The organism is Pseudomonas sp. NPDC087598 (assembly GCF_044743525.1).
Lineage (GTDB): Bacteria > Pseudomonadota > Gammaproteobacteria > Pseudomonadales > Pseudomonadaceae > Aquipseudomonas.
This window is the reverse complement of the sequence record NZ_JBIUWQ010000014.1, coordinates 1-21,221: the sequence shown is the minus strand read 5'-3', so window position 1 is coordinate 21,221 and position 21,221 is coordinate 1. Positions and strand designations below refer to the sequence as shown.

The 21,221-nt window shown below is 54.8% G+C and carries 22 protein-coding genes; 16 read left to right on the top strand and 6 right to left on the bottom strand.

Annotated features, from left to right (window positions below; translation table 11 throughout):
• The first annotated feature begins 5 nt into the window (after positions 1-5).
• From ACIOWE_RS10410 to ACIOWE_RS10395, 4 genes are read left to right on the top strand one after another with little or no spacing between them, the layout of a single operon-like run.
• The gene (locus ACIOWE_RS10410; RefSeq protein WP_401390615.1) at positions 6-3,467 is read left to right on the top strand and encodes a phage tail tape measure protein; all 3,462 of its coding nucleotides are present in this window, start codon (positions 6-8) and stop codon (positions 3,465-3,467) included.
• A gap of 3 nt (positions 3,468-3,470) precedes the next feature.
• Positions 3,471-3,809, top strand: coding sequence for a phage tail protein (locus ACIOWE_RS10405; RefSeq protein ID WP_401390612.1), 339 nt, complete (start codon positions 3,471-3,473; stop codon positions 3,807-3,809).
• Between the two features lie 11 nt (positions 3,810-3,820).
• On the top strand, positions 3,821-4,573 hold the full coding sequence (locus tag ACIOWE_RS10400) for a phage minor tail protein L (RefSeq protein WP_401390610.1): 753 nt from the start codon (positions 3,821-3,823) through the stop codon (positions 4,571-4,573).
• A gap of 2 nt (positions 4,574-4,575) precedes the next feature.
• On the top strand, positions 4,576-5,340 hold the full coding sequence (locus ACIOWE_RS10395) for a C40 family peptidase (protein WP_401390607.1): 765 nt from the start codon (positions 4,576-4,578) through the stop codon (positions 5,338-5,340).
• A 224-nt stretch (positions 5,341-5,564) separates the two neighbouring features.
• Here ACIOWE_RS10395 and ACIOWE_RS10390 read toward each other — a convergent pair whose 3' ends face one another.
• Together ACIOWE_RS10390 and ACIOWE_RS10385 are read right to left on the bottom strand one after the other, a co-directional pair.
• The gene (locus ACIOWE_RS10390) at positions 5,565-5,822 is read right to left on the bottom strand and encodes a hypothetical protein (RefSeq protein WP_401390604.1); all 258 of its coding nucleotides are present in this window, start codon (positions 5,820-5,822) and stop codon (positions 5,565-5,567) included.
• Between the two features lie 87 nt (positions 5,823-5,909).
• Complete coding sequence (locus tag ACIOWE_RS10385; protein WP_401296641.1) at positions 5,910-6,446, bottom strand: hypothetical protein; 537 nt, start codon at positions 6,444-6,446, stop codon at positions 5,910-5,912.
• A gap of 569 nt (positions 6,447-7,015) precedes the next feature.
• Between ACIOWE_RS10385 and ACIOWE_RS10380 the strand changes: the two genes are divergently transcribed.
• From ACIOWE_RS10380 to ACIOWE_RS10330, 11 genes are all read left to right on the top strand, one after another.
• Positions 7,016-7,345 carry a hypothetical protein gene (locus tag ACIOWE_RS10380; RefSeq protein WP_401296639.1) on the top strand — a complete coding sequence of 110 codons (330 nt, stop codon included), beginning with the start codon at positions 7,016-7,018 and terminating at the stop codon, positions 7,343-7,345.
• A 2-nt stretch (positions 7,346-7,347) separates the two neighbouring features.
• Positions 7,348-7,770, top strand: coding sequence for a hypothetical protein (locus ACIOWE_RS10375; protein ID WP_401390601.1), 423 nt, complete (start codon positions 7,348-7,350; stop codon positions 7,768-7,770).
• Between the two features lie 54 nt (positions 7,771-7,824).
• Entirely contained in the window at positions 7,825-8,418 is a 594-nt protein-coding gene (locus ACIOWE_RS10370) for a tail assembly protein (RefSeq protein ID WP_401390598.1), read from the top strand.
• A 59-nt stretch (positions 8,419-8,477) separates the two neighbouring features.
• Entirely contained in the window at positions 8,478-11,756 is a 3,279-nt protein-coding gene (locus ACIOWE_RS10365; protein ID WP_401390595.1) for a host specificity protein J, read from the top strand.
• Complete coding sequence (locus tag ACIOWE_RS10360; RefSeq protein ID WP_401390592.1) at positions 11,756-12,052, top strand: hypothetical protein; 297 nt, start codon at positions 11,756-11,758, stop codon at positions 12,050-12,052. Before ACIOWE_RS10365 ends, ACIOWE_RS10360 begins: the two co-directional genes overlap by 1 nt.
• Before the next feature lie 8 nt (positions 12,053-12,060).
• Positions 12,061-12,786 carry a hypothetical protein gene (locus ACIOWE_RS10355; RefSeq protein ID WP_401390589.1) on the top strand — a complete coding sequence of 242 codons (726 nt, stop codon included), beginning with the start codon at positions 12,061-12,063 and terminating at the stop codon, positions 12,784-12,786.
• A 64-nt stretch (positions 12,787-12,850) separates the two neighbouring features.
• The gene (locus ACIOWE_RS10350; protein WP_401390586.1) at positions 12,851-13,465 is read left to right on the top strand and encodes a hypothetical protein; all 615 of its coding nucleotides are present in this window, start codon (positions 12,851-12,853) and stop codon (positions 13,463-13,465) included.
• Positions 13,465-13,815, top strand: coding sequence for a hypothetical protein (locus ACIOWE_RS10345; protein ID WP_401390584.1), 351 nt, complete (start codon positions 13,465-13,467; stop codon positions 13,813-13,815). The genes ACIOWE_RS10350 and ACIOWE_RS10345 overlap by 1 nt, the downstream gene beginning before the upstream one ends.
• Positions 13,812-14,087 carry a tail fiber assembly protein gene (locus ACIOWE_RS10340; protein WP_401390581.1) on the top strand — a complete coding sequence of 92 codons (276 nt, stop codon included), beginning with the start codon at positions 13,812-13,814 and terminating at the stop codon, positions 14,085-14,087. Before ACIOWE_RS10345 ends, ACIOWE_RS10340 begins: the two co-directional genes overlap by 4 nt.
• A gap of 59 nt (positions 14,088-14,146) precedes the next feature.
• A complete protein-coding gene (locus ACIOWE_RS10335; protein ID WP_401390578.1) occupies positions 14,147-14,569 on the top strand; it encodes a cell wall hydrolase in 423 nt (140 codons plus the stop codon).
• Entirely contained in the window at positions 14,569-15,081 is a 513-nt protein-coding gene (locus ACIOWE_RS10330) for a lysis protein (protein WP_401390575.1), read from the top strand. Before ACIOWE_RS10335 ends, ACIOWE_RS10330 begins: the two co-directional genes overlap by 1 nt.
• 58 nt (positions 15,082-15,139) lie before the next feature.
• On the opposite strand, the gene ACIOWE_RS10325 is transcribed toward ACIOWE_RS10330, so the two are convergent.
• From ACIOWE_RS10325 to ACIOWE_RS10315, 3 genes are all read right to left on the bottom strand, one after another.
• Entirely contained in the window at positions 15,140-15,541 is a 402-nt protein-coding gene (locus ACIOWE_RS10325) for a hypothetical protein (RefSeq protein WP_401390572.1), read from the bottom strand.
• A 27-nt stretch (positions 15,542-15,568) separates the two neighbouring features.
• Positions 15,569-16,525, bottom strand: a complete 957-nt coding sequence (locus tag ACIOWE_RS10320) for a lipid II-degrading bacteriocin (protein ID WP_401390569.1) — start codon at positions 16,523-16,525, stop codon at positions 15,569-15,571.
• A gap of 261 nt (positions 16,526-16,786) precedes the next feature.
• The gene (locus tag ACIOWE_RS10315) at positions 16,787-17,512 is read right to left on the bottom strand and encodes a hypothetical protein (RefSeq protein ID WP_401390566.1); all 726 of its coding nucleotides are present in this window, start codon (positions 17,510-17,512) and stop codon (positions 16,787-16,789) included.
• A 452-nt stretch (positions 17,513-17,964) separates the two neighbouring features.
• Here ACIOWE_RS10315 and ACIOWE_RS10310 point away from each other — a divergent pair, with 452 nt between their 5' ends.
• Positions 17,965-20,160 carry a hypothetical protein gene (locus ACIOWE_RS10310; RefSeq protein WP_401390563.1) on the top strand — a complete coding sequence of 732 codons (2,196 nt, stop codon included), beginning with the start codon at positions 17,965-17,967 and terminating at the stop codon, positions 20,158-20,160.
• A 212-nt stretch (positions 20,161-20,372) separates the two neighbouring features.
• Here ACIOWE_RS10310 and ACIOWE_RS10305 read toward each other — a convergent pair whose 3' ends face one another.
• On the bottom strand, positions 20,373-20,855 hold the full coding sequence (locus tag ACIOWE_RS10305; protein ID WP_401390560.1) for a GNAT family N-acetyltransferase: 483 nt from the start codon (positions 20,853-20,855) through the stop codon (positions 20,373-20,375).
• Positions 20,856-21,221: the final 366 nt, after the last annotated feature.

Sequence of the window (21,221 nt, the reverse complement as noted above, 5' to 3'; positions counted from 1 at the left end):
CACTCATGTCGGGCACAATTGCGCAATTAGGCCTTGCCGTTGATTCGGGCGAGGCAGTCCAGGCCACCACGGATCTGGAGCGCCTCGCGCAGGCCGGCGCCAAGGCTGAGAAAGCGGCAGATGGTGTTGCTGCTGGTTTCGACAAGGCGGCGACTGCATCCACTGGCTTGGCCTCGGCCGAAGGCAAGCTTTCCGAATCCACCGACGACGCCATGAAGCGCTTGACGGCGATGGCCAAGGCCTCGCTGGAGTCGAGCGACTATTACCAGCGCCTGACCACCAGTATCAGCACGAACGCGTCGGCAATGGATGCGTCAGGATCCTCGGTCAGCAGCCTGGCGGCACTGAAACGGCGCTTGCAGGCCGAATCGGATGCACTGGTCGGCTCGACGGATAAAGAGGCTGAGGCGGCGAAGAAAGCCGCCGCAGCCACTGGCGTTCAGGCTGAAGGCCTGCAAGCTCTGCTGGGCAAAATCAATCCTGCGATTGCCGCGCTCGACAAGCTGGACCAGCAGCAGGCGCAGTTGCAGAAGTACAAGACAGCCGGCCTCATTGATCCCGATACGTTCCGCGAATACTCGACCCGCATTGATGCGTCCCGGCAGAAGTTGGGCGACTTCGACGAGGGGCTAAAAAAGACGGGGACCAGTTCGAAGCAGACCGAAGCGGCGCTGCGGCAGCTTCCTTCGCAATTCACGGATATTTTCACCAGCCTGGCCGGTGGGCAAAACCCGCTGTTGGTACTCATCCAGCAGGGTGGGCAGATCAAAGACTCATTCGGCGGTGTCGGCGCCACCCTTGAAGCACTGAAGGACAAATTCCGCTCGCTTTTCACCGGTGGCGCTGGTGCGGCGGTGCTGGGTGAGTCACTCGCTGGTATCGCTACCAACGCCAAGGATGTTGCCGACAACGCGGGCGAGGCGGGCGAAAGCCTGTCTGATCTGGCCGAAAGCTCAAACACTGCGGCAGAAGCCGCTGAGAACGCGCAACGAGCTGTCGGTGCGATCACCCCAAGCGTGACTAGCGCTTCAGCGAGCCTGTTGGGGATGGCCGCCGCAGTGGTCGCTGCGGTGGCAGCAATAGGGGCCCTGATTTACGGGTATAGCCAAGGCAGCAAAGAGGCTGACGAATACAACAAAGCTCTCATCCTGACAGGCAATGCAGCAGGCTCGTCGGCGGGAAAACTGGCCGACTTGGCACAGCAAGTCAGTGCCACCAATGGCACAACAAGCGAGGCTGCTGCTTCGCTTGCGCTCTTGGCTGGCTCTGGAGTAATTGCCGGAGAAAGCTTCAAGGGTATTGCAGACGCCGCAGCTGCCATGGAAGACGCCACGGGGAAATCCGTGGACGCGACCATTGCAGAGTTCGTCAAAATCGCAAAGGACCCAGTCGCAGCGGCGAAAGAGCTGAATGATCAATACCACTTCCTGACTGCTTCCGTTTACTCGCAGATCGTCGCGCTGAAAGAGCAGGGCGACACCATCGGCGCAGCCAAGTTGTTGACCGACACCTACGCCGATACGGTCAAGAATCGCTCCACCGAGATCACCGACAACCTCGGCACCATTGAGAAGGCCTGGAAGGGCATCACCGATGAAGCCAAAAAATCGCTGGATGCGCTCAAGAGCATTGGTCGGGAAGCAGGCCCGGTGCAGCGCATTACCGAGCTCACCCAGAGCGTGGCCTACGCGCAAAGCGCTGTTAATGCTGACCCCAACGACACCGATGCAGCAAAGAAACTCGCGGACTCAAAACAAGAGTTGTATCAACTCCAGCTCATGTTGTTCACCGGCGAGCAGCGGGTAAAGGCGAAAGAGGATGAGGTCCGAACTCAGAAAGAGGGGGTCGAAGCTGAGCAGCGACTCAAGCAGATCAGCGACTCGAACCTGACCAATGCCGAAAAGCGCGACAAGCTGACGAAAGCCTACCTCCGTGACGTTGAGGTTTTGAGAAAGGCCAACCCCGATGACCCAAAGGTTCAGGCTAATTTCGTCGCCAAAACACTGCAGAACATCAAGGACAAAAACAAAGATCAGAAGGGCCCCTCGGCCGGCGCCGTCGACCTCACCGGCTATAACGCGGCGCAGAATGCCCTGAAGGAAATCCAAGCCGAATACGCGAACATCCAGAAACAACTGGATGCCGCGCAGAAGGCTGGGCTGATCTCGCAACAGGAATATTTGCTCAAGCGCGAGGCGTTGATCGGTAACGAGCGAGACGAGATCACCACTGCGTACGAGGCGGAGATCGCAGCGCTGGAAGCCGCGAAGTCCAAGGCCAGCACTACGGCCGAGCAGCGCATTCAACTCGACCAAAAGATCGCCGACGCTCGCACCGATATGGTCAAGGCGCAGAAGGCGGCGGATAGCGAGCTCGATGTACTGGCGAAGAATGAACAGGGCAGGCTGAGGAAACAGGAGCAGGCCGTTCAAACCTACACCAGCGCGTTGCAGCAGCAAGTCGACACGTTGCGTCAGCAGGGCCAACGGGCTGCGGCAGGACTTGGTCAAGGTGATCGGGAGCGCGGGCTGACGGATCAGCAGAACGCCATCGACGACCGCTTCAACCAGCAAAAGCTCGATCTGGCCAACCAGTACGGTGACGGCTCGCGAGGCATGAGCCTCGATGAGTACACCCAGAAACTGGCGGCGCTCAAAACCACACAACAGGATCTGCACGACACCGTCCAAGCCAACTATGACGAGATGACAGCGGCTCAAGGTGACTGGAGCGCCGGCGCATTCTCAGCGTGGCAGAACTACCTCGACTCTGCGCGAGACGTAGCCGGGCAAACCAAAAGCCTTTTCACCAACGCCTTCAGCTCGATGGAAGACGCGATCGTCAACTTCGCCATGACCGGGAAGCTGTCGTTCGCCGACTTTACCAAGTCGATTTTGGCGGACATGGCGCGTATCGCTACGCGGCAAGCTGCATCTGGCTTGCTCAGTTCGCTAGTGGGTGTCGGTGTGTCTGCTGCTGGTTCCTACTTTGGCGGCAGCACGGCCTCTGCCGGCTCTACCACTGCGGGCTATACCGGAACCGATTTGTCCAGCTTCACGCCGGGTAGCATTCAAGCCATGGGTGGCGTTTGGAGTGGTGGCGCGCAGATGTTCGCCAACGGTGGCGCTTTCACCAACAGCGTTGTCAGTACGCCAATAGCTTTCGGGATGGCAGGGGGGCGGACAGGCGTGATGGGTGAGGCTGGGCCAGAGGCAATCATGCCTTTGACCAGGACATCAAGCGGCGCTCTCGGCGTTCGCGCTATGGGCGGCGGTGCTGCTGGATCTACGCAAATCAGCGTGCAAGTCACGGTGGCCAGCGATGGCTCGACCAGCTCCTCCGCTGACGATCCGGCTTACGAGCAGTTTGGCAAGGACCTAGCTGACTTCGTAGATCAGCGCTATCAAAAGCTGGTGAGCGTTGACCTTCGGCGGGGCGGGAAAATCAACCGAGCCATTACGGGGTGATTCATGGCAATTGAGCGATTCACTTGGCCGACGGAGAAGGGTGCGTCCGGCGATATCAAGCAGCGCACGCGGACAAAGCAGTTCGGAGATGGTTACGGCCAAGCTGTTTCTGACGGCATCAACAATGAGCAGCAGTCATGGCCTGTCAGCTATACCGGGAGCTCGTCGAGGATCAAAGAGATCATCGCCTTCCTTCGACGCCATAAAGGTGCAAAGGCATTCCTTTGGACGCCGCCGCTCGGCGAACTTGGTCTCTACAAATGCACCGGCTTTCAGCCGTCCCACAAAGGCGGATCGGTTTACACACTGACCGTTACATTCGAACAAACATTTCACCCCTGAGGTAACGCCGTATGGCACTGATCACGGACATCCAGAAACTGGAGCCCGGCGGCGAGATTCGCCTGTTCGAAATCGACGGCACTGAATATGGTGCGGATATTCTGCGGTTCCATGCTCACGCAATCCCGCATACACCCGAAGAGCTGCTGGCTTATGAAGGTTCAGTTGATGAGCTGCCAGCGAAGTCGATCTTCTGGCAAGGCAATGAGTATGCGGCGTGGCCAGTTCAGATTGAGGGTATCGGCGCGGACAGTAATGGCAGCGCCACCCGGCCGACTTTCATGGCTGGCAACGTCAACGGACGAATCACCGCGCTGTGCCTGGCCTTCGATGACTTGCTGAAGTTTCAACTGACCGTGCGCGAGACGCTGGCTCAGTATCTGGATGCTGCGAACTTCCCGGAAGGAAATCCGACAGCAGACCCGACGCAAGAGGCGCTGGAAATCTGGTTCATCGACCAGAAAACAGGCGAAGACGGCGAGGTTGTCCAGTGGGAGCTTTCGTCTCCGGGCGAGATCGACAACCACGGGCTGCCCGGGCGGCAGATGACGACCTTCTGCCACTGGGCCATGACCGGCGGCTATCGTGGGCCTAACTGCAACTACACCGGCGGGGCGATGTTTGATGACGATGACAATCCCGTCGACGACCCCAGCAAAGACGAGTGCAAGGGCGGATTGAAGTCCTGCAAGTTGCGCTTCGGCGAAAACAACCAGCTTCCACACGGTGGCTTTCCAGCCGTTTCTCTTATTGCACGGAGCTGACCATGCGCAAGCACATCTTGAGCGCGATCCAGGCGCACGCGGCGGCCGAATACCCGAAAGAGTGCTGCGGGCTGCTGCTGGCCGTGGGTCGCAAGCAGCAGTACTACCCGTGCCGCAATGTCTCGACCGAGCCGAACGAAGAGTTCCGGATCGATCCCGAGCAATACGCAGCGGCCGAGGACGTCGGCGAGGTGATCGGTGTGGTGCACTCGCATCCGGATGCCACCAGCCGGCCTTCGCCGCGCGACCTGGCCATGTGCGAAGCCACCGCGCTGCCGTGGCACATCCTCAGTTGGCCCGAGGGCGATCTGCGTACCATCGTTCCGACCGGCGATGTGCCGCTGCTCAAACGACCATTCGTGCACGGTGCCTGGGACTGCTGGCAGGTCTGCGCCGATTGGTACAAGCGCGAATGGAGGCTGGAGTTCGAGGCCTTCAAGCGCGCCGATGGCTGGTGGGAGAGCAAGGACAACGCCAGCCTGTACGAAGCGAACTACGAGGCCGCCGGCTTCTACCGCGTTGACCAGCCGCAGCGCGGCGACATGATCGTGATGGAAGTAGGGCGGACGGTTTACCCGAACCACGCCGGCATCTTCCTCGGCACCGATCCGGTACTGCCTGGAGAGGATGCAGCAACCTTCGGCCCCGGGCCGTTCCTGCTGCACCATCTGTACGGCAGGCCGTCCGAGGTCATTGTCTTCGGCGGGCCTTGGCTGGACCGCGCGCGCCTAATCCTCAGGCACAAAGATGCAAAATCAATCAAATGATGCGGCTTGGCCGCAGGAGAACCTATGAAAAATACAGACCCGTATCAGCCGGCAATTGCTTGGCGACAAAAACTGGGGCATCGACCAGACGGTGATCCGGTGGGAATTGATGTGCAGGACGGGCGCGCCGAGTACGTCCTCAGCGGCCCGTATCACCTTACAGAGGGTGCCTCAATTGAAGTAAGAGGCGGAAAAGTCATATACACAGGTGGGAAGTTTCGACCTCAATAGAGGTGAGCCAGAGTCCCTTGTAACGCCCCGTCACTAGTTTGATAAGCAATATCTTCAACTTGAATAAGTGCAAACTCTTGGCTTGCATTCTTCAGGTCCGCGTGAATTTGCGCAAATGTCTGATCGGATTTGAAGGCGTGAAGACCTTTGTGGTTGTGCCGGGTTTCATTGCCTACGGCAGCTTGCACAATCACCATCATGGCATTGTCATCTTCCGACATCAGCAGATAGCTGAATCTTGTTGGTTGCATCTTTGACCTCCAGATCATAAACGCGCCGAAATTGGCGCAATCGCAGTCCTTGGGCTTGCAGTCAAAGGACTGGTTATTTGTAGTCAATCAGCATTGTTTGATTTGCTTCCAAGTGGTCGCCGTTTTCTTCGCGATCCTGATTTGTTCTTGCCGTACTTCGCGATCTTTTGCTCGCCTCAGAGAGAGATATCTGGAGGGGATGGTTCTCGTGAAACCATGCCCAAGGCGACCTGCTTCTTGAAGGAGCGTCTCGACAAACGTTTTCTGCGATAACCACCACACCTCTAGCGCGAGCGGTGGACCCATGTAAACAAGTTGGTAAATGATTCGACTTGTTGAAGTGGTAGTTTGAAGCGCGACTAACATGATCCCCATCGATACGATCGCTGACAACATGAAAGCTACAAAAAGCGCGCCTTCTTTTTGAAGCTGTCGCTGTACAGCGAAGGCATCGACACGAATCGCTTTCGCCTTTCTCAGCTCTTTGCATCGAGACCGTCGGAAGGCTCTCCGCGTGGCGAACTGTGCGGGAACGAAAGCTTTTTTGAAGCCCCAAAAAGCCAGAGCGACCAGAACAGGGAGATACAGATCTTTGTAACTAGGCAAATCAGTAGCGAGATCCATCCACAATCCTTCTGGAAAAATAAGGCACAACGCTACTACTTATGGATCCAATTCTTCCACTGTCCTTTCATCCACGCTGGATGCCTGGACAGTGTCTATGGCCAGGGCAAGCATTCTCGGTATGATGAGAGGCTATCTTCAAAAACGGAAAAAGCAGTTGATGCGTCAGTTTCTTGTGTTTGCTTTGGTATGCGTATTGTCGGCTTGCAAGACCGTCGGACGACCTATATCCCATTCGGACACCGATCAAATAACCAAAGGGGTAACCACTCGGGAAGAGCTCCTGAATCGCTTTGGGCCACCCTATCTACTTACCGAAGACGCAAGTGGAAACAAGATGGTTGGCTGGGTCTATGTTCGGTCGGGTTTTTTAGGGGTCGGCTATAAGAGTCAAGCGTTCACCGCGCGGTTTGATTCTTCAGGCAGAGTCATCGACTCATTGTTGACGGAGAAGTCAGAGCCCACCAGGCACAGGTGAGGCGTATCGCTGAGCCCTGTCTTGCGCTGGGCTTTTTGCATCGGTTCATCGGGTGCTCTACATTGCCCAGATTTCCACAGGAGTGACCTGCATGGATGGCGTCTCTCGTTTAAACGAGCTTCTCTTCGAGCACAACTGTGTCGTCTCAATGAAAGTCGAAATGCAGGATTTTAAGTACAGCCTAGCACTGACGATGTCTTCTTCTGACGATCCAGAGACAGGCGCGGTGACGGTCAACTTCCAAGACGTCAGCGCACTGAACCTAAGCGGCTTCGGTGGCGGACTAACCCAATTCATGGACCTCGTCGTGACTCGCATTGACGACGGTCTGGATCGAATCCGGTACGAGCTGAGGGATATTGAGGACGAAAAAATCTCGTTCTATTTCTGCACCTTCAGCGTGCAAAGCCAAGAGGAATAAATATGCGGATTTTGATAGGAGCTTTGGCGGTAGCGCTGTTGGCGGGGTGTGCCTCAACTGCAATTTCTGTTCGAGATGCGCAACCTGTTCCGGCGGATGAGGCCTATGCCTTCCAGTCCAAGCCTTCAGGGGAAAGCGGTAAAATCACAGTCGTGCGCGACTCCGGCGCGGTCGGGTCGGGATGCGATATCGTCGTTTACGTTGATGGCCGCAAAGCAGCGAAAATTGGCACGGGGCAGAGAGCTACCTTCTACTTGCCTCCTGGAACGCCAAACCTTGGTGCCGGTCTAGCGGGCTCTGGACTGTGCGCGGGCGCTGCCATCCGGACTATCTCAGCATCAGTTCAGCCCGGCAAAGAAAGCTTGTACCGAATCAGCGGTGATATGGCAGGTTTTTACTTGGGGCCATACGTCGACTACAACTGAAAACGAAACTCATAAGGCCGCCTTCGGGCGGTTTTTTATTGTCCGGAGAAACCGATGCAGGAATCAGTAATCAACTATCAGCCGATGACGACCATTCGACTCTATGGCCAGCTTCGGCAGTTTGGAAAGTCCTTTAGGCTTTCGGTTAGGTCGCCAGCCGAAGCGATCAAAGCGTTGTGTGTACAGATACCTGGCTTTGAGCGTTTTCTATCAAACGCCAAGTCTCGAGGCTTAGAGTTTGCCGTTTTTCGAGACAAGCGGAACATTGGGGAGAAAGAACTGAACTATAACGGCAGTGGCGATATACGAATTGCGCCAGTGGTTGTAGGCAGTAAGCGCGGCGGCGTATTGCAAACCATCGTCGGCGCTATATTGATTGTTGTGGGTGTCATTTTCTCCGCGACTCCGTTCGGTACTCCTCTTATAGGCGCCGGTATTGGCTTGGTCGCCGGTGGCGTCATTCAAATGCTCAGTCCGCAGGCCGGTGGCCTGAAAACCAGCGCGTCCCCCGAAAACACCCCCGGCTACGCCTTCGGCAGCGCCAAGAACACTACTGCGTCTGGTAACCCGGTCCCACTCTGTTACGGCAAGCGTCGGGTGGGCGGAGCAATCATCAGCGCCGCGATCTACGCCGAAGACCAGATGTAGCCTACCGAACGAACACCGCAACCGCCCAAGAGGCGGTTTTTTATTGCCTGGAGGAAAGCATGGGCGCAGCTCTGCAAATGGAAGTTCACGGCGAGAAGGGCGGCAGCAGCAAGCCAAAGACGCCGACCGAGGCGCCGGATAGCCTGCGCTCTGTGGCCGTAGCAAAAATGCTGATCGCAATGGGTGAGGGTGAGTTTGCCGGCAATCCCACCGCTCGGGACATCTATCTCGACAACACGCCACTGCAAGATCCGCAAGGCAACATGAACTTCCCTAACGTGAAGTTTGAGTATCGCAATGGCTCAATTGAGCAGGACTACATCCAAGGCATCCCGTCGGTAGAGAACGAAACCACTCTCGGCATTGAGTTGCGCAGCGGGACGCCGTGGGTTCGAGCTATCGCCAATACGGATCTGTCGGCAGTGCGCCTGCGCTTCGCCTGGCCAATGCTGCAAGCTGTCGATGCAAGCGGCAATGTGAATGGCTACCGGATTGAGTACAAGGTCGAACTTGCCACCGACGGCGGCGCGTACCAGCAGGTACTGTCTGAGGCGGTCGACGGAAAAACCGGAAGCACTTATGAGCGCACCCGCCGCATTGACTTGCCTACCGCCACAAGCGGTTGGCTGATGCGCGTCACGCGAATTACACCGAACCAGAACAACCCCAACAAAATCGCTGACACGATGAACATCGCGGGCTTCACTGAGGTGATCGACGCGAAGCTTCGGTACCCGAATACCGCGCTGCTCTACATCGAGTTTTCCGCAGAGCAGTTCCGCAATATCCCGGCCGTGACTGTCGACACCCAACTGAAAAAGCTGCCGGTGCCGAGCAACTACAACCCGGAAACGCGGAGCTATACCGGGATCTGGGACGGCACATTCAAACAGGCGTGGTCGGATAACCCCGCGTGGATGACGTACGACATTACCGTCAGTGACCGCTTTGGCCTTGGTCGGCGGATCAAACCGTGGCAAGTCGACAAATGGGAGCTGTACCGGATCGCTCAGTATTGCGACCAGTTGGTACCGGACGGGAAGGGTGGCCAGGAGCCTCGGTTCCTTTGCAGCTTGAACCTGCAAGGCAAGGCTGACGCCTGGTCGCTGCTGCGCGATATCTCTGCGATCTACCGAGGCATGACCTATTGGGCCCAAGGCCAAGTGTTTTCGCTTTCGGATATGCCGCGTGCCACCGACTTCGATTTCGCCTACACCAGGGCGAACGTTATTGATGGCAAATTCACCTACTCGAGTGCCTCAGAGCGCACTCGATACAGCCGCGCCCTGATCAGCTACGACAATCCGTCGAACAACTACGACACCGATGTCACGGCCGTAACTGACCCCAAGCTTCAACGGCGTTATGGCGACAACCCACTTGAAATCAGTGCGATCGGTTGTACCCGAGAGTCGGAGGCGCAGCGTCGCGGTAAGTGGGCTCTGCTGACAAACTCACGAGATCGTGCAATCACCTTCAAGGTTGGCCTTGATGGTCGCATTCCTCTGCCAGGATATGTGATCCCAGTTGCTGATGAACTGCTTGCTGGTCGTCCAATTGGTGGGCGTATTTCGGAAGTCGCTGGACGCACTATAAAACTGGATCGCGACACCCAAGCCAAGGCTGGTGATCGGCTGATCCTGAACCTGCCGAACGGCACCTGCGAAGGACGCACCGTGCAATCGGTTGCGGGCCGCGTGATCACTGTCACGGCCAATTACTCGGTGACACCGGAGCCCGAACTGGTCTGGGCACTGGATGCAGATGACCTTGCTGTGCCGTTGTATCGGGTTACGGCAGTATCTCGTCCTGAGCCGGGTGTGTTTGAGATCTCGGCTGTCCAGTACGACCCAAGCAAATTTGCGCACATCGATACCGGCGCGCGCCTTGAAGAGCGGCCTATCAGCGTAATTCCAATCACCGTTGTTCCTCCACCGGCAAACGTGACACTGACGGCGAACTCGGTTGTGTCGCAAGGCTTGGCCGTGGCCACGATGTCCATCAGTTGGCCCGCTGTGCCCGGCGCAGTCGGCTATGACGTGGAGTGGCGCAAGGACAGCGGCAACTGGATCAAGCTCCAACGCACCGGAATGACCAGCGTCGACGTGGTCGGCATTTACGCCGGTGCTTACGTGGCCCGCGTCCGGGCGGTGAGTGCGTTCGACATCTCGTCGATCTGGCGCAACTCGATCCTGACCAATCTGAAAGGGAAGGAAGGATTACCGCCGGCGGTGTCTTTTCTGACTCCAGCCAGCCTTGTCTACGGCATCAGAATGGCGTGGGGCTTCCCGCCCGGCGCAGAGGACACCCAGCGAACCGAGATCTGGTACAGCAAGACGACATCTCGGGATGATGCGATCAAGCTCGGTGACTTCGCCTATCCGCAGGCATCGCATGAAATGCAGGGCATTCTGGCGGGGGCGAGTTTCTTCTTCTGGGCGCGCCTGGTGGACCGTACCGGCAACATCGGCCCTTGGTACCCGCAGGGTGTAGGCGTCAATGGTCAGGCCAGCTCTGATCAGACTGAGTACGAAAAATACTTCTCTGGCCAAATTGGCGAGTCGGCGCTGGGCAAACATCTGAGTGACCGTATCGAGTTGATCGATGGCCCCGCTGATCTACCCGGCTCGGTCAATAACCGTATCCAGGTTGTTACGGGTGAAGTTGATGCGATTTCGGAAAAGGTCGATGGTGTATTCGCGCAGGTCAATCCACCTCTGGCGGGTGAAACCGAAGGTTACGCGGGATCGACGCAAGCCTTCGTTGGCGTTTGGTCATTGCAGTCCGCGGTAATCGAGGGCGATGTGGCCACTGGCAAGCGTGTCGACACCGTGCAAGTCGAGATGGGCAAGAACAGCGCTGTCATTCAGCAGGTCAGTCAGGCGCAGGTTGCATTGGATGGCAAAGCCTCGGCTATGTGGTCGGTGAAGATGCAGATCGATTCCAACGGTCGATATGTCGCAGCGGGAATTGGTCTAGGCATCGAGAACGGGCCGGCGGGTTTGCAGAGCCAGTTCCTGGTCAGTGCGGATCGCTTCGCGGTCGTGAACGGGTTGGGTGGAAGTCCCACGGCGCCGTTTGTGGTGCAAGACGGGCAAGTATTCATCAACCAAGCGTTCATCAACACGGCGTTCATCAAGGAGTTGATTCTGGGTATGACACTCAAGTCGGCGGCTCTGAACAACCAAGGATTGCCGCTACTGGAAATCAACATTCCGGCGGGTACGTTCACTCTGCGCGGCCAATCCAGTACCGGTTACACGCTCCTCAACAACAACGGGATCTACGTGTATGACTTGAACTACATCGAGCGCGCCGCTCTGGGGAAGATGACGTAATGGACTACTACGGCGCGAGAACGAAAAACGCATCGGGCGTGGTGACTCTTGAGTCTTCGATCATGACGGTCCGGTCGATCATCACCAGGCAGGTCACCGTCCCGCCCATCACCAGCGACTTCACCAGCTATCTCGCCATGCCCGAAATCACCGCACAGTCGTTCGTGTGCGTGACGCTGCCCGATCCGACCAATGAAAACGCGGTTCTTCCATCCGTATTCTGGTCGACAGGGCAGCTTCGGGTTCGCCGCGGGGCAGGGCTTGTACTCAATGTTTTCATCCTCACCTACCAATAGGGGCCGGCATGGACTATGGATTCAGGTCCAGAAATGGGCAGAACTTCTTTCAGATCGACAGCGATAACAGGGTGCTGAACGTGGCCGCTTCCGGCACCTACACGATCGGAAAGCCACCTGCCGCACCGGTAACCATCACCCAAGCCGTGATCACGTACCCGTCGCCCATAACCACCGCTGAAGCGCCGCACGTTTTCATGAATCCGAACAACCAAGGCATGTACCACTCGTTGGTACAAATGGGCGAACCGGGAAACTGGACTGGCTTCTATTTCAAGCTGCATCTGATGGCTCCGTTCAACAGCTCTGACTGTAGCGGCCGATGGCTGGTCGCAACGTTTCGCTCGACAGCTGCGCCCAGCGAATACGATCTGCGACTGCGCAACGCGGCCAATGAGCAAATTTTTGTGGGTGCGGACAACCTGCTGGTAATGACTGGCTTGCCTGTAAACGAAGGCTGGTCGCTGGACAGTCGCGGCGGAGAGGTTTCCGGGATTTACTGGAGCGGTTGCCAGATGCCGTGGACGGGCTCCTATGACGATTATTTTCTGGCCTCCACTTTGCTCGGCGGAAAGATCTACAACGGCAACACGACGCTTCAGGCGCCGTGTGGTTTTCACGCCGGCTTGCGCACAACGCTGAATGGCTATGTGGGCGCAATGGTGAGTTCCGAAGGTGGTACTGCTAAGAACGGCAGAACCACTTTTGCAGCCCGACCTATGCGACCGCTTTAGCGGCTATCCCTCACAAAGACCCGCCAAGGCGGGTTTTTTATTGACCAAAAACCAGAGTGATCAAATGAGTAAGCAGACGATTAATCTCGGCACCGCCCCCACAGGCGTGGGCGGCGATACGCCACGCAGCGCATTTACTAAAGCGCAGAGTAACTTCGACGAGCTTTATGCTGCGATGGGCGCAAGCGGCAGCCCCATCGCACTCCCCGCGGCCTTACCTGTGGCGCAAGGCGGTACCGGCGCGACAACTCAAGCGGCTGCGCGCACTGGGCTGGGCCTTGGCTCTGCCGCTGTGGCGCCAATCGTTGGCACGGTGTCTTGGGTAGCCGGAGCTCCCACTGGCGCGATTATCGAAGCCGGATCGAGTGCGAACGGCCAATACACAAAGTTTGCCGACGGCACCATGTTTTGCTGGTTGCTCATTACCGGGCTCTCTATCGCGATGAACTCCGGCTATGGCGGCGGCATCATTGGCACTCAAAACTGGGCCTACCCGGTAGGTTTTGCATCGACGCCTTCGGTGTTTATGGGGGCGAGGGGCGCCGGCAAGTTCACGACCACCTCACCAGCTGACGCGACGTCCCCGACACTCGGTTCGTTTTTGGTGTTCGACCCTGCGGGTGGTGTCTATACCGGCACCTTCAACTGTTTCTTTTTGGCCGTAGGCAGGTGGAAATAATGAAAATCAATCTTTCTCCCCAGCGTCGGGATGACACATTGTCGATGTCGCGCGCTGGCGCTGTACTGACCATCAACGGTGAGGCATTCGACTTTTCTGCAATGTCGGCAGGGGACACGCTACCGCTGGGCGCCGTGAAGTCCAGCTGGTTTGTAGGGCCGGTGGAAAACGTCGATGGCGATCTGGAAATGACCATCATTTTGCCATTGCCGTTTAACTACAGCCCCGAGCAAGCCTTTCCGCAGCCGCTGGTCGATGTTCCTGACGGCCCGGTGTGGCTGCCTCAGTCATTGCCTGAGCCACCAGCGACGGAAGTCCTCGAAGAACTGGAAGGGGAGCTTCACGCATGAATATCGACTGGTCCGAACTCATTACAAAGGCCATCAAGGCGGAAGCCGAGGCTAAGCGGGTGTTGGCTTCAGTGGTTGGGGAAAACTCCCGTCGGCGCGTCATTGCTGATAAGGCGATCGCGCCGCTTCAAGATGCGGTGGACATTGACGACGCTACTGCTGCCGAGGTCGCGCTGCTGAAAGCGTGGAAGAAGTACCGCGTGGCTTTGAATCGGCTGCCAGATGAGCCTGGCTATCCCACGAACATTGTTTGGCCCGTCGAACCGAGCTGATTTTCAGAGACACCTGCAACCCGCCATTGAGCGGGATTTTTTTTGCCTGGAGAAAAGTGATGACTGCAACCGAAAGAGACCGCGACATCCTTGCCCGCACTCTGTGGGGCGAGGCTCGCGGCGAAGGCACGGCCGGCCAGATCGCCGTGGCCTGGGCGATCCGCAATCGTGTGTTCGATGGAAAGACGAATTCGTGGTGGGGCGAGGGCTACGCCGGCGTGTGCCAAAAGCCGTACCAGTTCAGCTGCTGGAACAAGACCGACCCGAACTATCAGTTTCTGATCGGCGTGAAGCAGATCCCGTTCCGCGAACTGGCGCAATGCCGGATCGCCGCTGACAAGGTGATCGATGGCGCGGTACCGGATCCCACCGGTGGCGCCACGCACTACTACGCGGTCAGTATCAAGGCGCCGGCTTGGGCGGCGAAGGCGAATCAGACCCTGAAGCTGGGCGGTCACGTCTTCTTCAAGGATGTTCCGTGATGGTCGTGCCGTGGAAGTTGGTCGGAGTGCTGTTGCTGGTGCTGATCGGCGCCGGCAGTGCTTGGCAGTTTCAGGGTTGGCGCTACGGCGGGCAGTTGGCTGAGCTGGCGCGGCTGCACGCCGACGGCATGAATCAACTGACCCAGGCCGCCGCCACCGCGCAGCAAGCCGAGCAGGACAAACGTCTGGCGCTCGAGCAGCGCTTGGCAGCCAGCGAGCAAACCCACTTCAGGAAAATGACCGATGCTCAACGTGACCAAGATCGCCTGCGCGATCGCCTTGCCACTTCTGATTTGCGGTTGTCAGTCCTCCTCGACGCAACCGACGCTGCCAAAGGCTGTGGGGTGTCAGCCACCTCCGGCGCCGGCGGCGTGGATCATGCAACCGTACGAGCCCGACTTGACCCGGCGCATGCTCAACGAATTATCGCCATTACCAATCAAGGCGACCGCGGACTGATTGCGTTGCAGGCGTGCCAAACATACGCGAAGAGTATTTCTAGTTTTAAATGAAAAGCGTTCGGGTAGGTATGGCACCTACCCGAGCGCTTAGTCCAGAAGTGATTTGGTGTTACTGCTTTTTATATACTCTATATTGCAGTCCGCAGAACGCGATTGCTGCAATGATATATATGATTTGCAGGCTGAGGTTGATCGTTCCATCCCAAAATTCAATGATCCATGCATAGATTGCCAAAGAGGCAATTGATGACAACACAGCGATGGTTTTTTTGAATAAGGGTTTTTCAGGAGTTGATAGTGAATGTTTGTAGTAGGGTAGCTGAAACGTAAAAAGCAGTAGTTGCGCCAGAAGTGTGAGCGCTATTGCTGAGAGCGGGATGATCAAAGAATCTGCATCGCTGCTATACTTTTCTGTGGAGTAGCTGTTTATTAATATGGTGGTGCCTATTGCTGAGACAATAAGCAAAGCCAATGGGTATAAGATTGCGATAACTTTATCTTTCTTTTTCATAGTGATTCCAATCGAGCGCGCATTGCGTCAGTCTAACGGAACGTTACCAACGCCGACAAGATTGATCTGGTGGGTGCCGTAGATATCAATTTCGAACGCGGTACCTTCAAAAGCGGCTCCCAGCGTTGTAGCTGTCTCCGCAACCATACCACGGTTACTGGCGTTGAAATCAAAAACGTCGTGATAGGCTCGCGCGCCGCCTGAAAAACTCCATGATCCATTTTCGTGCCTGATGAAGTCACCTTCAACGTTTAGTGTGATTCTTCCAAGCAGCGAACCTGTTGCGATGCTGTCGTCAAATGTATTGTATTGTACTTTTGGATCCGAAATATGATAAGTGCCTGGTGCGTTGGTGAATTGTATGTGCTGAGTCAAGAGTGGAAGTTCGCTTGATTTTACATTCATTTGAATGGAGTTGATGTCGACATTCATCTGCGCTCCATTTCCGAACAGATAGTTCTCCATCGCTTTTACTGGGCTGAATATTCCGCCGGATAGATGGTTGTCATTTCCGTAGTAGTTGGTGTGGCCGGCAAGTTTGTCATCGCTTACTTTGATAATTGCATCTCTGCTTGACATGCCCTTGCTTTGCCAGTCGTCTGCAGTAGAATATGCTGCTATCTGGCTTTTAAAATATGGGTCGTATTGCCAGTCTTGGTAGGTCATGTAGTAGGCTGGAATTTTTCCAACAAACTGCCAAACATCTAAAGTCGCGCTTAGAGCGTCGCCTTTGTTTAGAGCTTTATCCAGTAATTTTAACTCGAATACAAACTTGCTCTGGCCTGTGATCGCTTTGATATGGCTTTCATAAAGAGTGTCATTTACCGTTTCAGCAGCCCCTTCGGTTACGCCTGGTACGAAGGTCGGATAATATAAGGTGGGGCTGTTCCACCAATCGCTCTGCCAAAATGGATCAGTCATCCAAGTGCTGTCATCGGGGTAAACGAAAGTTGGACTTAAAACTACAGGTGCAGGTGCGCCCATGCTTAATTTCCCTATTAATGCGGTTATAAAAGATTTGTTTATGGGTCTCGATAACAATTCAGTGATCGATATTGCATATCATTCTTGATTGTCGTCATCTAGGCAAGATTGGTGCTGCTTAATAGATATTACTAAATGTTTCTTGAGGGTGATTGGCAGCCCGATCTAGCATCGGTCCATTAGATCAATTCAATGGACCTGTTCATGGCCGTCACTAAGCCGGGATTGAAGGCGTGCCGAGCTAGATTCTGAATTTAGCTTTCAAGGAGGGCCTGCTGTCTTCGACTTCGTCACAAAACCTTTTCCGGTGCAGGTCGGACAGTCATCACGCGTACCAAAGCGATCGAGGCAGGCAGGGCAGATGCAGAAGGCTGCTGACTCGATGTGAGGTCGCACCTTTTCAATGACGCGCAGATCCCGGTTCTCCCGGGCAATCTGAGCCGCATCAACCATCGCTCGGTAAGTGTCCGGGTCGTCGATGGGGTTGTGGCAAATGCCGCGGATCATCCGCTGCGTTTCGATCAATTGGTACCGCCGCCCGTGCATCTCCAAAATCAGCCCCGTAATAGTGCCGACATTCCGGGAAAGCCCTAGATTCAGGCGTATCCCCTCTGGGCCCGAGTAAACCTTGCCGTCATAGGAAGATGACGCGCCGCGCGGCTCGGTCGTTGCGAAGTCGAAGATTGAGCGGCTGATCGTGCCCAACAACTCTCCGTTGTCGATCCGCACGACGTCATAGGTCGACGCTCCGCGGTACTGGCCCGGCGAGTTCTGCAACTCCTCGACTGCGTGCCAGTAAGCGGCGTCTGCCATTTCGCCCATGTCGAACTGCTCAAGCTGATCAATCAGTCCTTCGCCATGCAGCGCCGCAGCCATCGCATGGAGTGTTTCCCGGTGGCCTTCAGGGTTTTGCATACGGAAGTCTTGGTCGTCGAGTGTGGCGCGCCATTGCTTAAGTCGGAGGGTTTTCGCTTGGTCGAAATTCATGCTGCGTAATTCGCTGTACAAGTGCTGTATGCATGTACAGTAATCGAGTGGTGCCTGGTGGGCGAGGATGAAGCGACGAACTGTAGCGGTGCGGCTACTTTCGGCCAATAGCGGACGTTCGCAAACGGTCGCTGACGGCCAAAAGCAGTCGTTTTTGAGCACCTGCTCTCGCCCCAAATCGAACGCTAAGTGCTGCCAAACTACAACTTTACACCAGACCTGTATCTCTTCGAGTAGGGTGTATGCCTAGCGCTGCCCACGTGAACGTCTGCGAACCAACCTAGAGCTAATTCGGCTGCTACCATGCAATTGGCCACGCACCATGATGTCCTTTGGCTATGATGCTGTATATCGATTGGTTGATACCTAGCCAAGGCGTTGGTGAAATGAAAATGCCTGAGATAACGAACTATCTATAATCTACGCTGGCGCTGGATTGCCAAGGAGCATGCGTGAAAACTAAACGATTTGAGTTAGCCTTGGATCGACTTCAGTCTGCTGATTGGGCTGCGTTCGAACGTCTAGCTTCTACATTCTTGGCAGCAGAGTTTGATGAATTGCGCACGGTTGCGAGCCCGTCTGGAGATGGCGGTAGAGATTCAGAGTTGTTTGCTCCGGTGGAAGATCCTAAGGTGCTATCGCAGTATTCAGTCTCAAAAGACTGGCGTGCAAAGGTTAACGCAACTGTTCGCCGCCTTAAGGATACCTTTCCCGATGCATTGGTCCTTATGTATGTGACCAATCAACAAATCGGCGCAGATGCAGATGACCTCAAGAAAACATTTCGCACCAAACATGGATTGTCGCTCGATATCCGCGATAAGAGCTGGTTTTGCGAACGGGTAAATGAGTCTCAATCAAGGCAGATCGCAGCGGAGGAATTGGCTCACGCAATAGTAGATCCTTATTTAGCGTCCTATGAAGTCACCCCACACGTAAGTGCTGAATTGAATACACCCGAGGCAATTGCAGCGCTCACGTTTTTAGGACTGCAGTGGCAGGACGATGTTAGGGAAAAAGGGCTGACTAAATTAGCTTTTGAAGCCATGGTGCGCTCCGCTCTTATTGGGACAAGTTCTGACAACCGTATATCAAAGGCTGAACTATATTCTCGAATTGAAAAAGTTTTCCCTAGACACAAGACGGAAGAGCTTCGTATTCACGTAGACACCGCTATATCTCGATTGGGGAAGGGAGCAATCAAGAGTTGGCCTGGTGGGGAATATTGTCTGTCCCATATTGAAGTTGTGAGATTTAAAGAGTTTATGGCAGCAAACGCGCTGGCGGAAACTGAGCTTATGGAGTCAATTAAATCCATCACGAAGCTTCTGACATCGGTTCGAGGCATCCCCTTGCAGTACGAGTCCGAGTTATCCAGGCTTTTACGCGCGGTAATGGATGCCGTACTTTTCGAGCGAAGTCAGTCATTTGCATTAGCCGTTCAAACTGGTTCGCTAGGCGCACTTGCTGACGCTGATTTTAAATCCACAATAATTTCCGAGCTCGCAAAATCTACGTTGCATAAAGAACCACAGATTGATTGGTTGAGCGTAGTTCAACTTGGAGTGCGTGAGCTTTTGCTAAGCGAAGAGCCACCTATTCAGGCGTATCTGAGATCACTTGCTGACTCTTACACGTTAATGGCATTTCTGCAACAAACACCTGATGTTCAACGCGCAGTAGAGAAAATGTTCTCCCATGGTACTCTTTGGCTCGACACGACTGTAGTTCTTCCGCTAATTTCGGATACATTACTATCGAGCGAGGATAGCAGGGGTAGATTCACGCGAATGATCGATACTGCATTAGATGTCGGCCTTAAGCTTTTCGTAACTCCTGGAGTAATCGAAGAAATTGAAAGGCATATGAATAGATCATTAACTTGTGCGCGCATGCCAAGTGCGCAATGGCAAGGTGCGATTCCATATTTGCTCGAGCGGTTTGTGTCGAGTGGGCGTTCAATCGGGTCTTTCACCGACTGGCTCAGTAATTTTCGAGGCGACTCAAGGCCTACTCAGGACCTGTCAGAATATCTGCATGAGACGTTCGGAATTGAAACACTCGGTCTTGAGGAGGAAAGCAGGCAGGCCTCTACTGAATTGAGGAGTGCGTTGCAGAAGATCTGGCTCGAGAGGTATGAGCGAAGACAGGAAAAATATGGCGTTTCCTTAGACGATATGGCCATATCAAGATTGGTTAGTCACGATATTGAATGTTATACAGGAGTCGTGCAAAAGAGGATTCAAGAGCGTGCATCGCCTTTCGGCTATAGCGCTTGGTGGTTGACCGTTGATAGACAAACATTCGACTTAAAAAATCGACTACGCTCTATGATGAACGAGCCACCGCCAGACTCGCCAGTAATGAGTGCAGATTTCCTAGTAAACTATCTAGCTATCGGTCCGTTGAGGCGAAAAGTCAATAAAACCGATGAGTCACATCTCCCGTTATTGATGATTTTGGGCAACGCTTCTCAACTCACACCTGAGCTTATTGCTGAAGCGGGCACCATAAGAGAACAGTTTAAAGACTTACCTGAACGTCTGATAAGAAGACATGTAAGAGATGGGCTAGACCGTGCAAAAGCTAGTATAGGACCTATCGCTAATCAGGGTATGGACGCTATAGAGGATTTGATCCAAAGCTAAATTGAGGATGCTGATCTAGGTACTAGAATGCGGCGCTTACCACGATATCCCTGTGCCCACTGCGTTTCGCTCCGCCCCAGTCGCTAACGACTGCAAATGGCCAATTTCTGCCCGCCCGCGAAGGGCAGCTATTGGCCGAAAACGGTCTGCCTGATACGGCGGCTTTCAGCCCAGAGTGTGTAAAAACGTACCTTGAGGTGCATCACATCCAGCTAGCAATCTGGGCCAACCGCCGGAACGCTCTGACGAACATAATAATTGTCGAATTCACTGCTTTCGACAAATTGGAAGCCATGGCGGATATAAAAGCGATTCGAAGCGCTTTCTTTGAGAGCTCCAACTTTAATAGGGAGCGCAACCTCATCCGCCACTTTGAAAATCTGAGTGAGAACAACGGAGCCTATACCTGATCCTTGCGCGCTCGGTCTCACATACAAATGGTCGAGCAAGAGTTCATTGTGGTGATGCTTGACCACTACAAAACCAACCTTCTCTCCAGATACCTCGATGTAGTGTGTGTTGCGAGCCTCAAAACCGCTAAGAAATCGCTCACGCGCACGCGCCGGATCAAATCGCCCAACACGCTCCAGACTTTCGCGCATGGCCTCAATTCGAATGGCTACAAGATTGTCCAGGTCGCTTTGTTGAGCTAGGACCAAAACGACTGGGGAATTTTGATTGGGTGTGAGGGGCATATTTTTGCGCTCTATTTACCATCCTGGAAGGCCAGTATAGAGAGCCTGATCTGTGGGGCCCAGTTTGGCTGCACCGTTGAATTCAGACTGAGTGGCACCTAGTTTTCTAGGTGTTGCGACAGGCTGCTTTTGGCCGAAAGCGGTGACCTGGTACGGCAGGTTTCGGCTAGAAGCGCACTCGACAGTTAGCCGCTGATGTCTCTACGCTGATCGATCTGGTGAAAGCACACCACTAAAAGGAGCAGTCATGTTGGTAGTTGCCATTGATCGAGATAGCTATCATCCGGGAGATGAACTGGAAAGTCATGCAATATCGATCACACTCTATCAATCAGCAACATTGATCACCTTGATCGAAGTGATACA

Bases quoted from the DNA above. Each gene is read 5' to 3' on its own strand.
- ACIOWE_RS10410 (WP_401390615.1), top strand. From the start codon at position 6: ATGTCGGGCACAATTGCGCAATTAGGCCTTGCCGTTGATTCGGGCGAG.
- ACIOWE_RS10405 (WP_401390612.1), top strand. From the start codon at position 3,471: ATGGCAATTGAGCGATTCACTTGGCCGACGGAGAAGGGTGCGTCCGGC.
- ACIOWE_RS10400 (WP_401390610.1), top strand. From the start codon at position 3,821: ATGGCACTGATCACGGACATCCAGAAACTGGAGCCCGGCGGCGAGATT.
- ACIOWE_RS10395 (WP_401390607.1), top strand. From the start codon at position 4,576: ATGCGCAAGCACATCTTGAGCGCGATCCAGGCGCACGCGGCGGCCGAA.
- ACIOWE_RS10390 (WP_401390604.1), bottom strand. From the start codon at position 5,822: ATGCAACCAACAAGATTCAGCTATCTGCTGATGTCGGAAGATGACAAT.
- ACIOWE_RS10385 (WP_401296641.1), bottom strand. From the start codon at position 6,446: ATGGATCTCGCTACTGATTTGCCTAGTTACAAAGATCTGTATCTCCCT.
- ACIOWE_RS10380 (WP_401296639.1), top strand. From the start codon at position 7,016: ATGGATGGCGTCTCTCGTTTAAACGAGCTTCTCTTCGAGCACAACTGT.
- ACIOWE_RS10375 (WP_401390601.1), top strand. From the start codon at position 7,348: ATGCGGATTTTGATAGGAGCTTTGGCGGTAGCGCTGTTGGCGGGGTGT.
- ACIOWE_RS10370 (WP_401390598.1), top strand. From the start codon at position 7,825: ATGCAGGAATCAGTAATCAACTATCAGCCGATGACGACCATTCGACTC.
- ACIOWE_RS10365 (WP_401390595.1), top strand. From the start codon at position 8,478: ATGGGCGCAGCTCTGCAAATGGAAGTTCACGGCGAGAAGGGCGGCAGC.
- ACIOWE_RS10360 (WP_401390592.1), top strand. From the start codon at position 11,756: ATGGACTACTACGGCGCGAGAACGAAAAACGCATCGGGCGTGGTGACT.
- ACIOWE_RS10355 (WP_401390589.1), top strand. From the start codon at position 12,061: ATGGACTATGGATTCAGGTCCAGAAATGGGCAGAACTTCTTTCAGATC.
- ACIOWE_RS10350 (WP_401390586.1), top strand. From the start codon at position 12,851: ATGAGTAAGCAGACGATTAATCTCGGCACCGCCCCCACAGGCGTGGGC.
- ACIOWE_RS10345 (WP_401390584.1), top strand. From the start codon at position 13,465: ATGAAAATCAATCTTTCTCCCCAGCGTCGGGATGACACATTGTCGATG.
- ACIOWE_RS10340 (WP_401390581.1), top strand. From the start codon at position 13,812: ATGAATATCGACTGGTCCGAACTCATTACAAAGGCCATCAAGGCGGAA.
- ACIOWE_RS10335 (WP_401390578.1), top strand. From the start codon at position 14,147: ATGACTGCAACCGAAAGAGACCGCGACATCCTTGCCCGCACTCTGTGG.
- ACIOWE_RS10330 (WP_401390575.1), top strand. From the start codon at position 14,569: ATGGTCGTGCCGTGGAAGTTGGTCGGAGTGCTGTTGCTGGTGCTGATC.
- ACIOWE_RS10325 (WP_401390572.1), bottom strand. From the start codon at position 15,541: ATGAAAAAGAAAGATAAAGTTATCGCAATCTTATACCCATTGGCTTTG.
- ACIOWE_RS10320 (WP_401390569.1), bottom strand. From the start codon at position 16,525: ATGGGCGCACCTGCACCTGTAGTTTTAAGTCCAACTTTCGTTTACCCC.
- ACIOWE_RS10315 (WP_401390566.1), bottom strand. From the start codon at position 17,512: ATGAATTTCGACCAAGCGAAAACCCTCCGACTTAAGCAATGGCGCGCC.
- ACIOWE_RS10305 (WP_401390560.1), bottom strand. From the start codon at position 20,855: ATGCCCCTCACACCCAATCAAAATTCCCCAGTCGTTTTGGTCCTAGCT.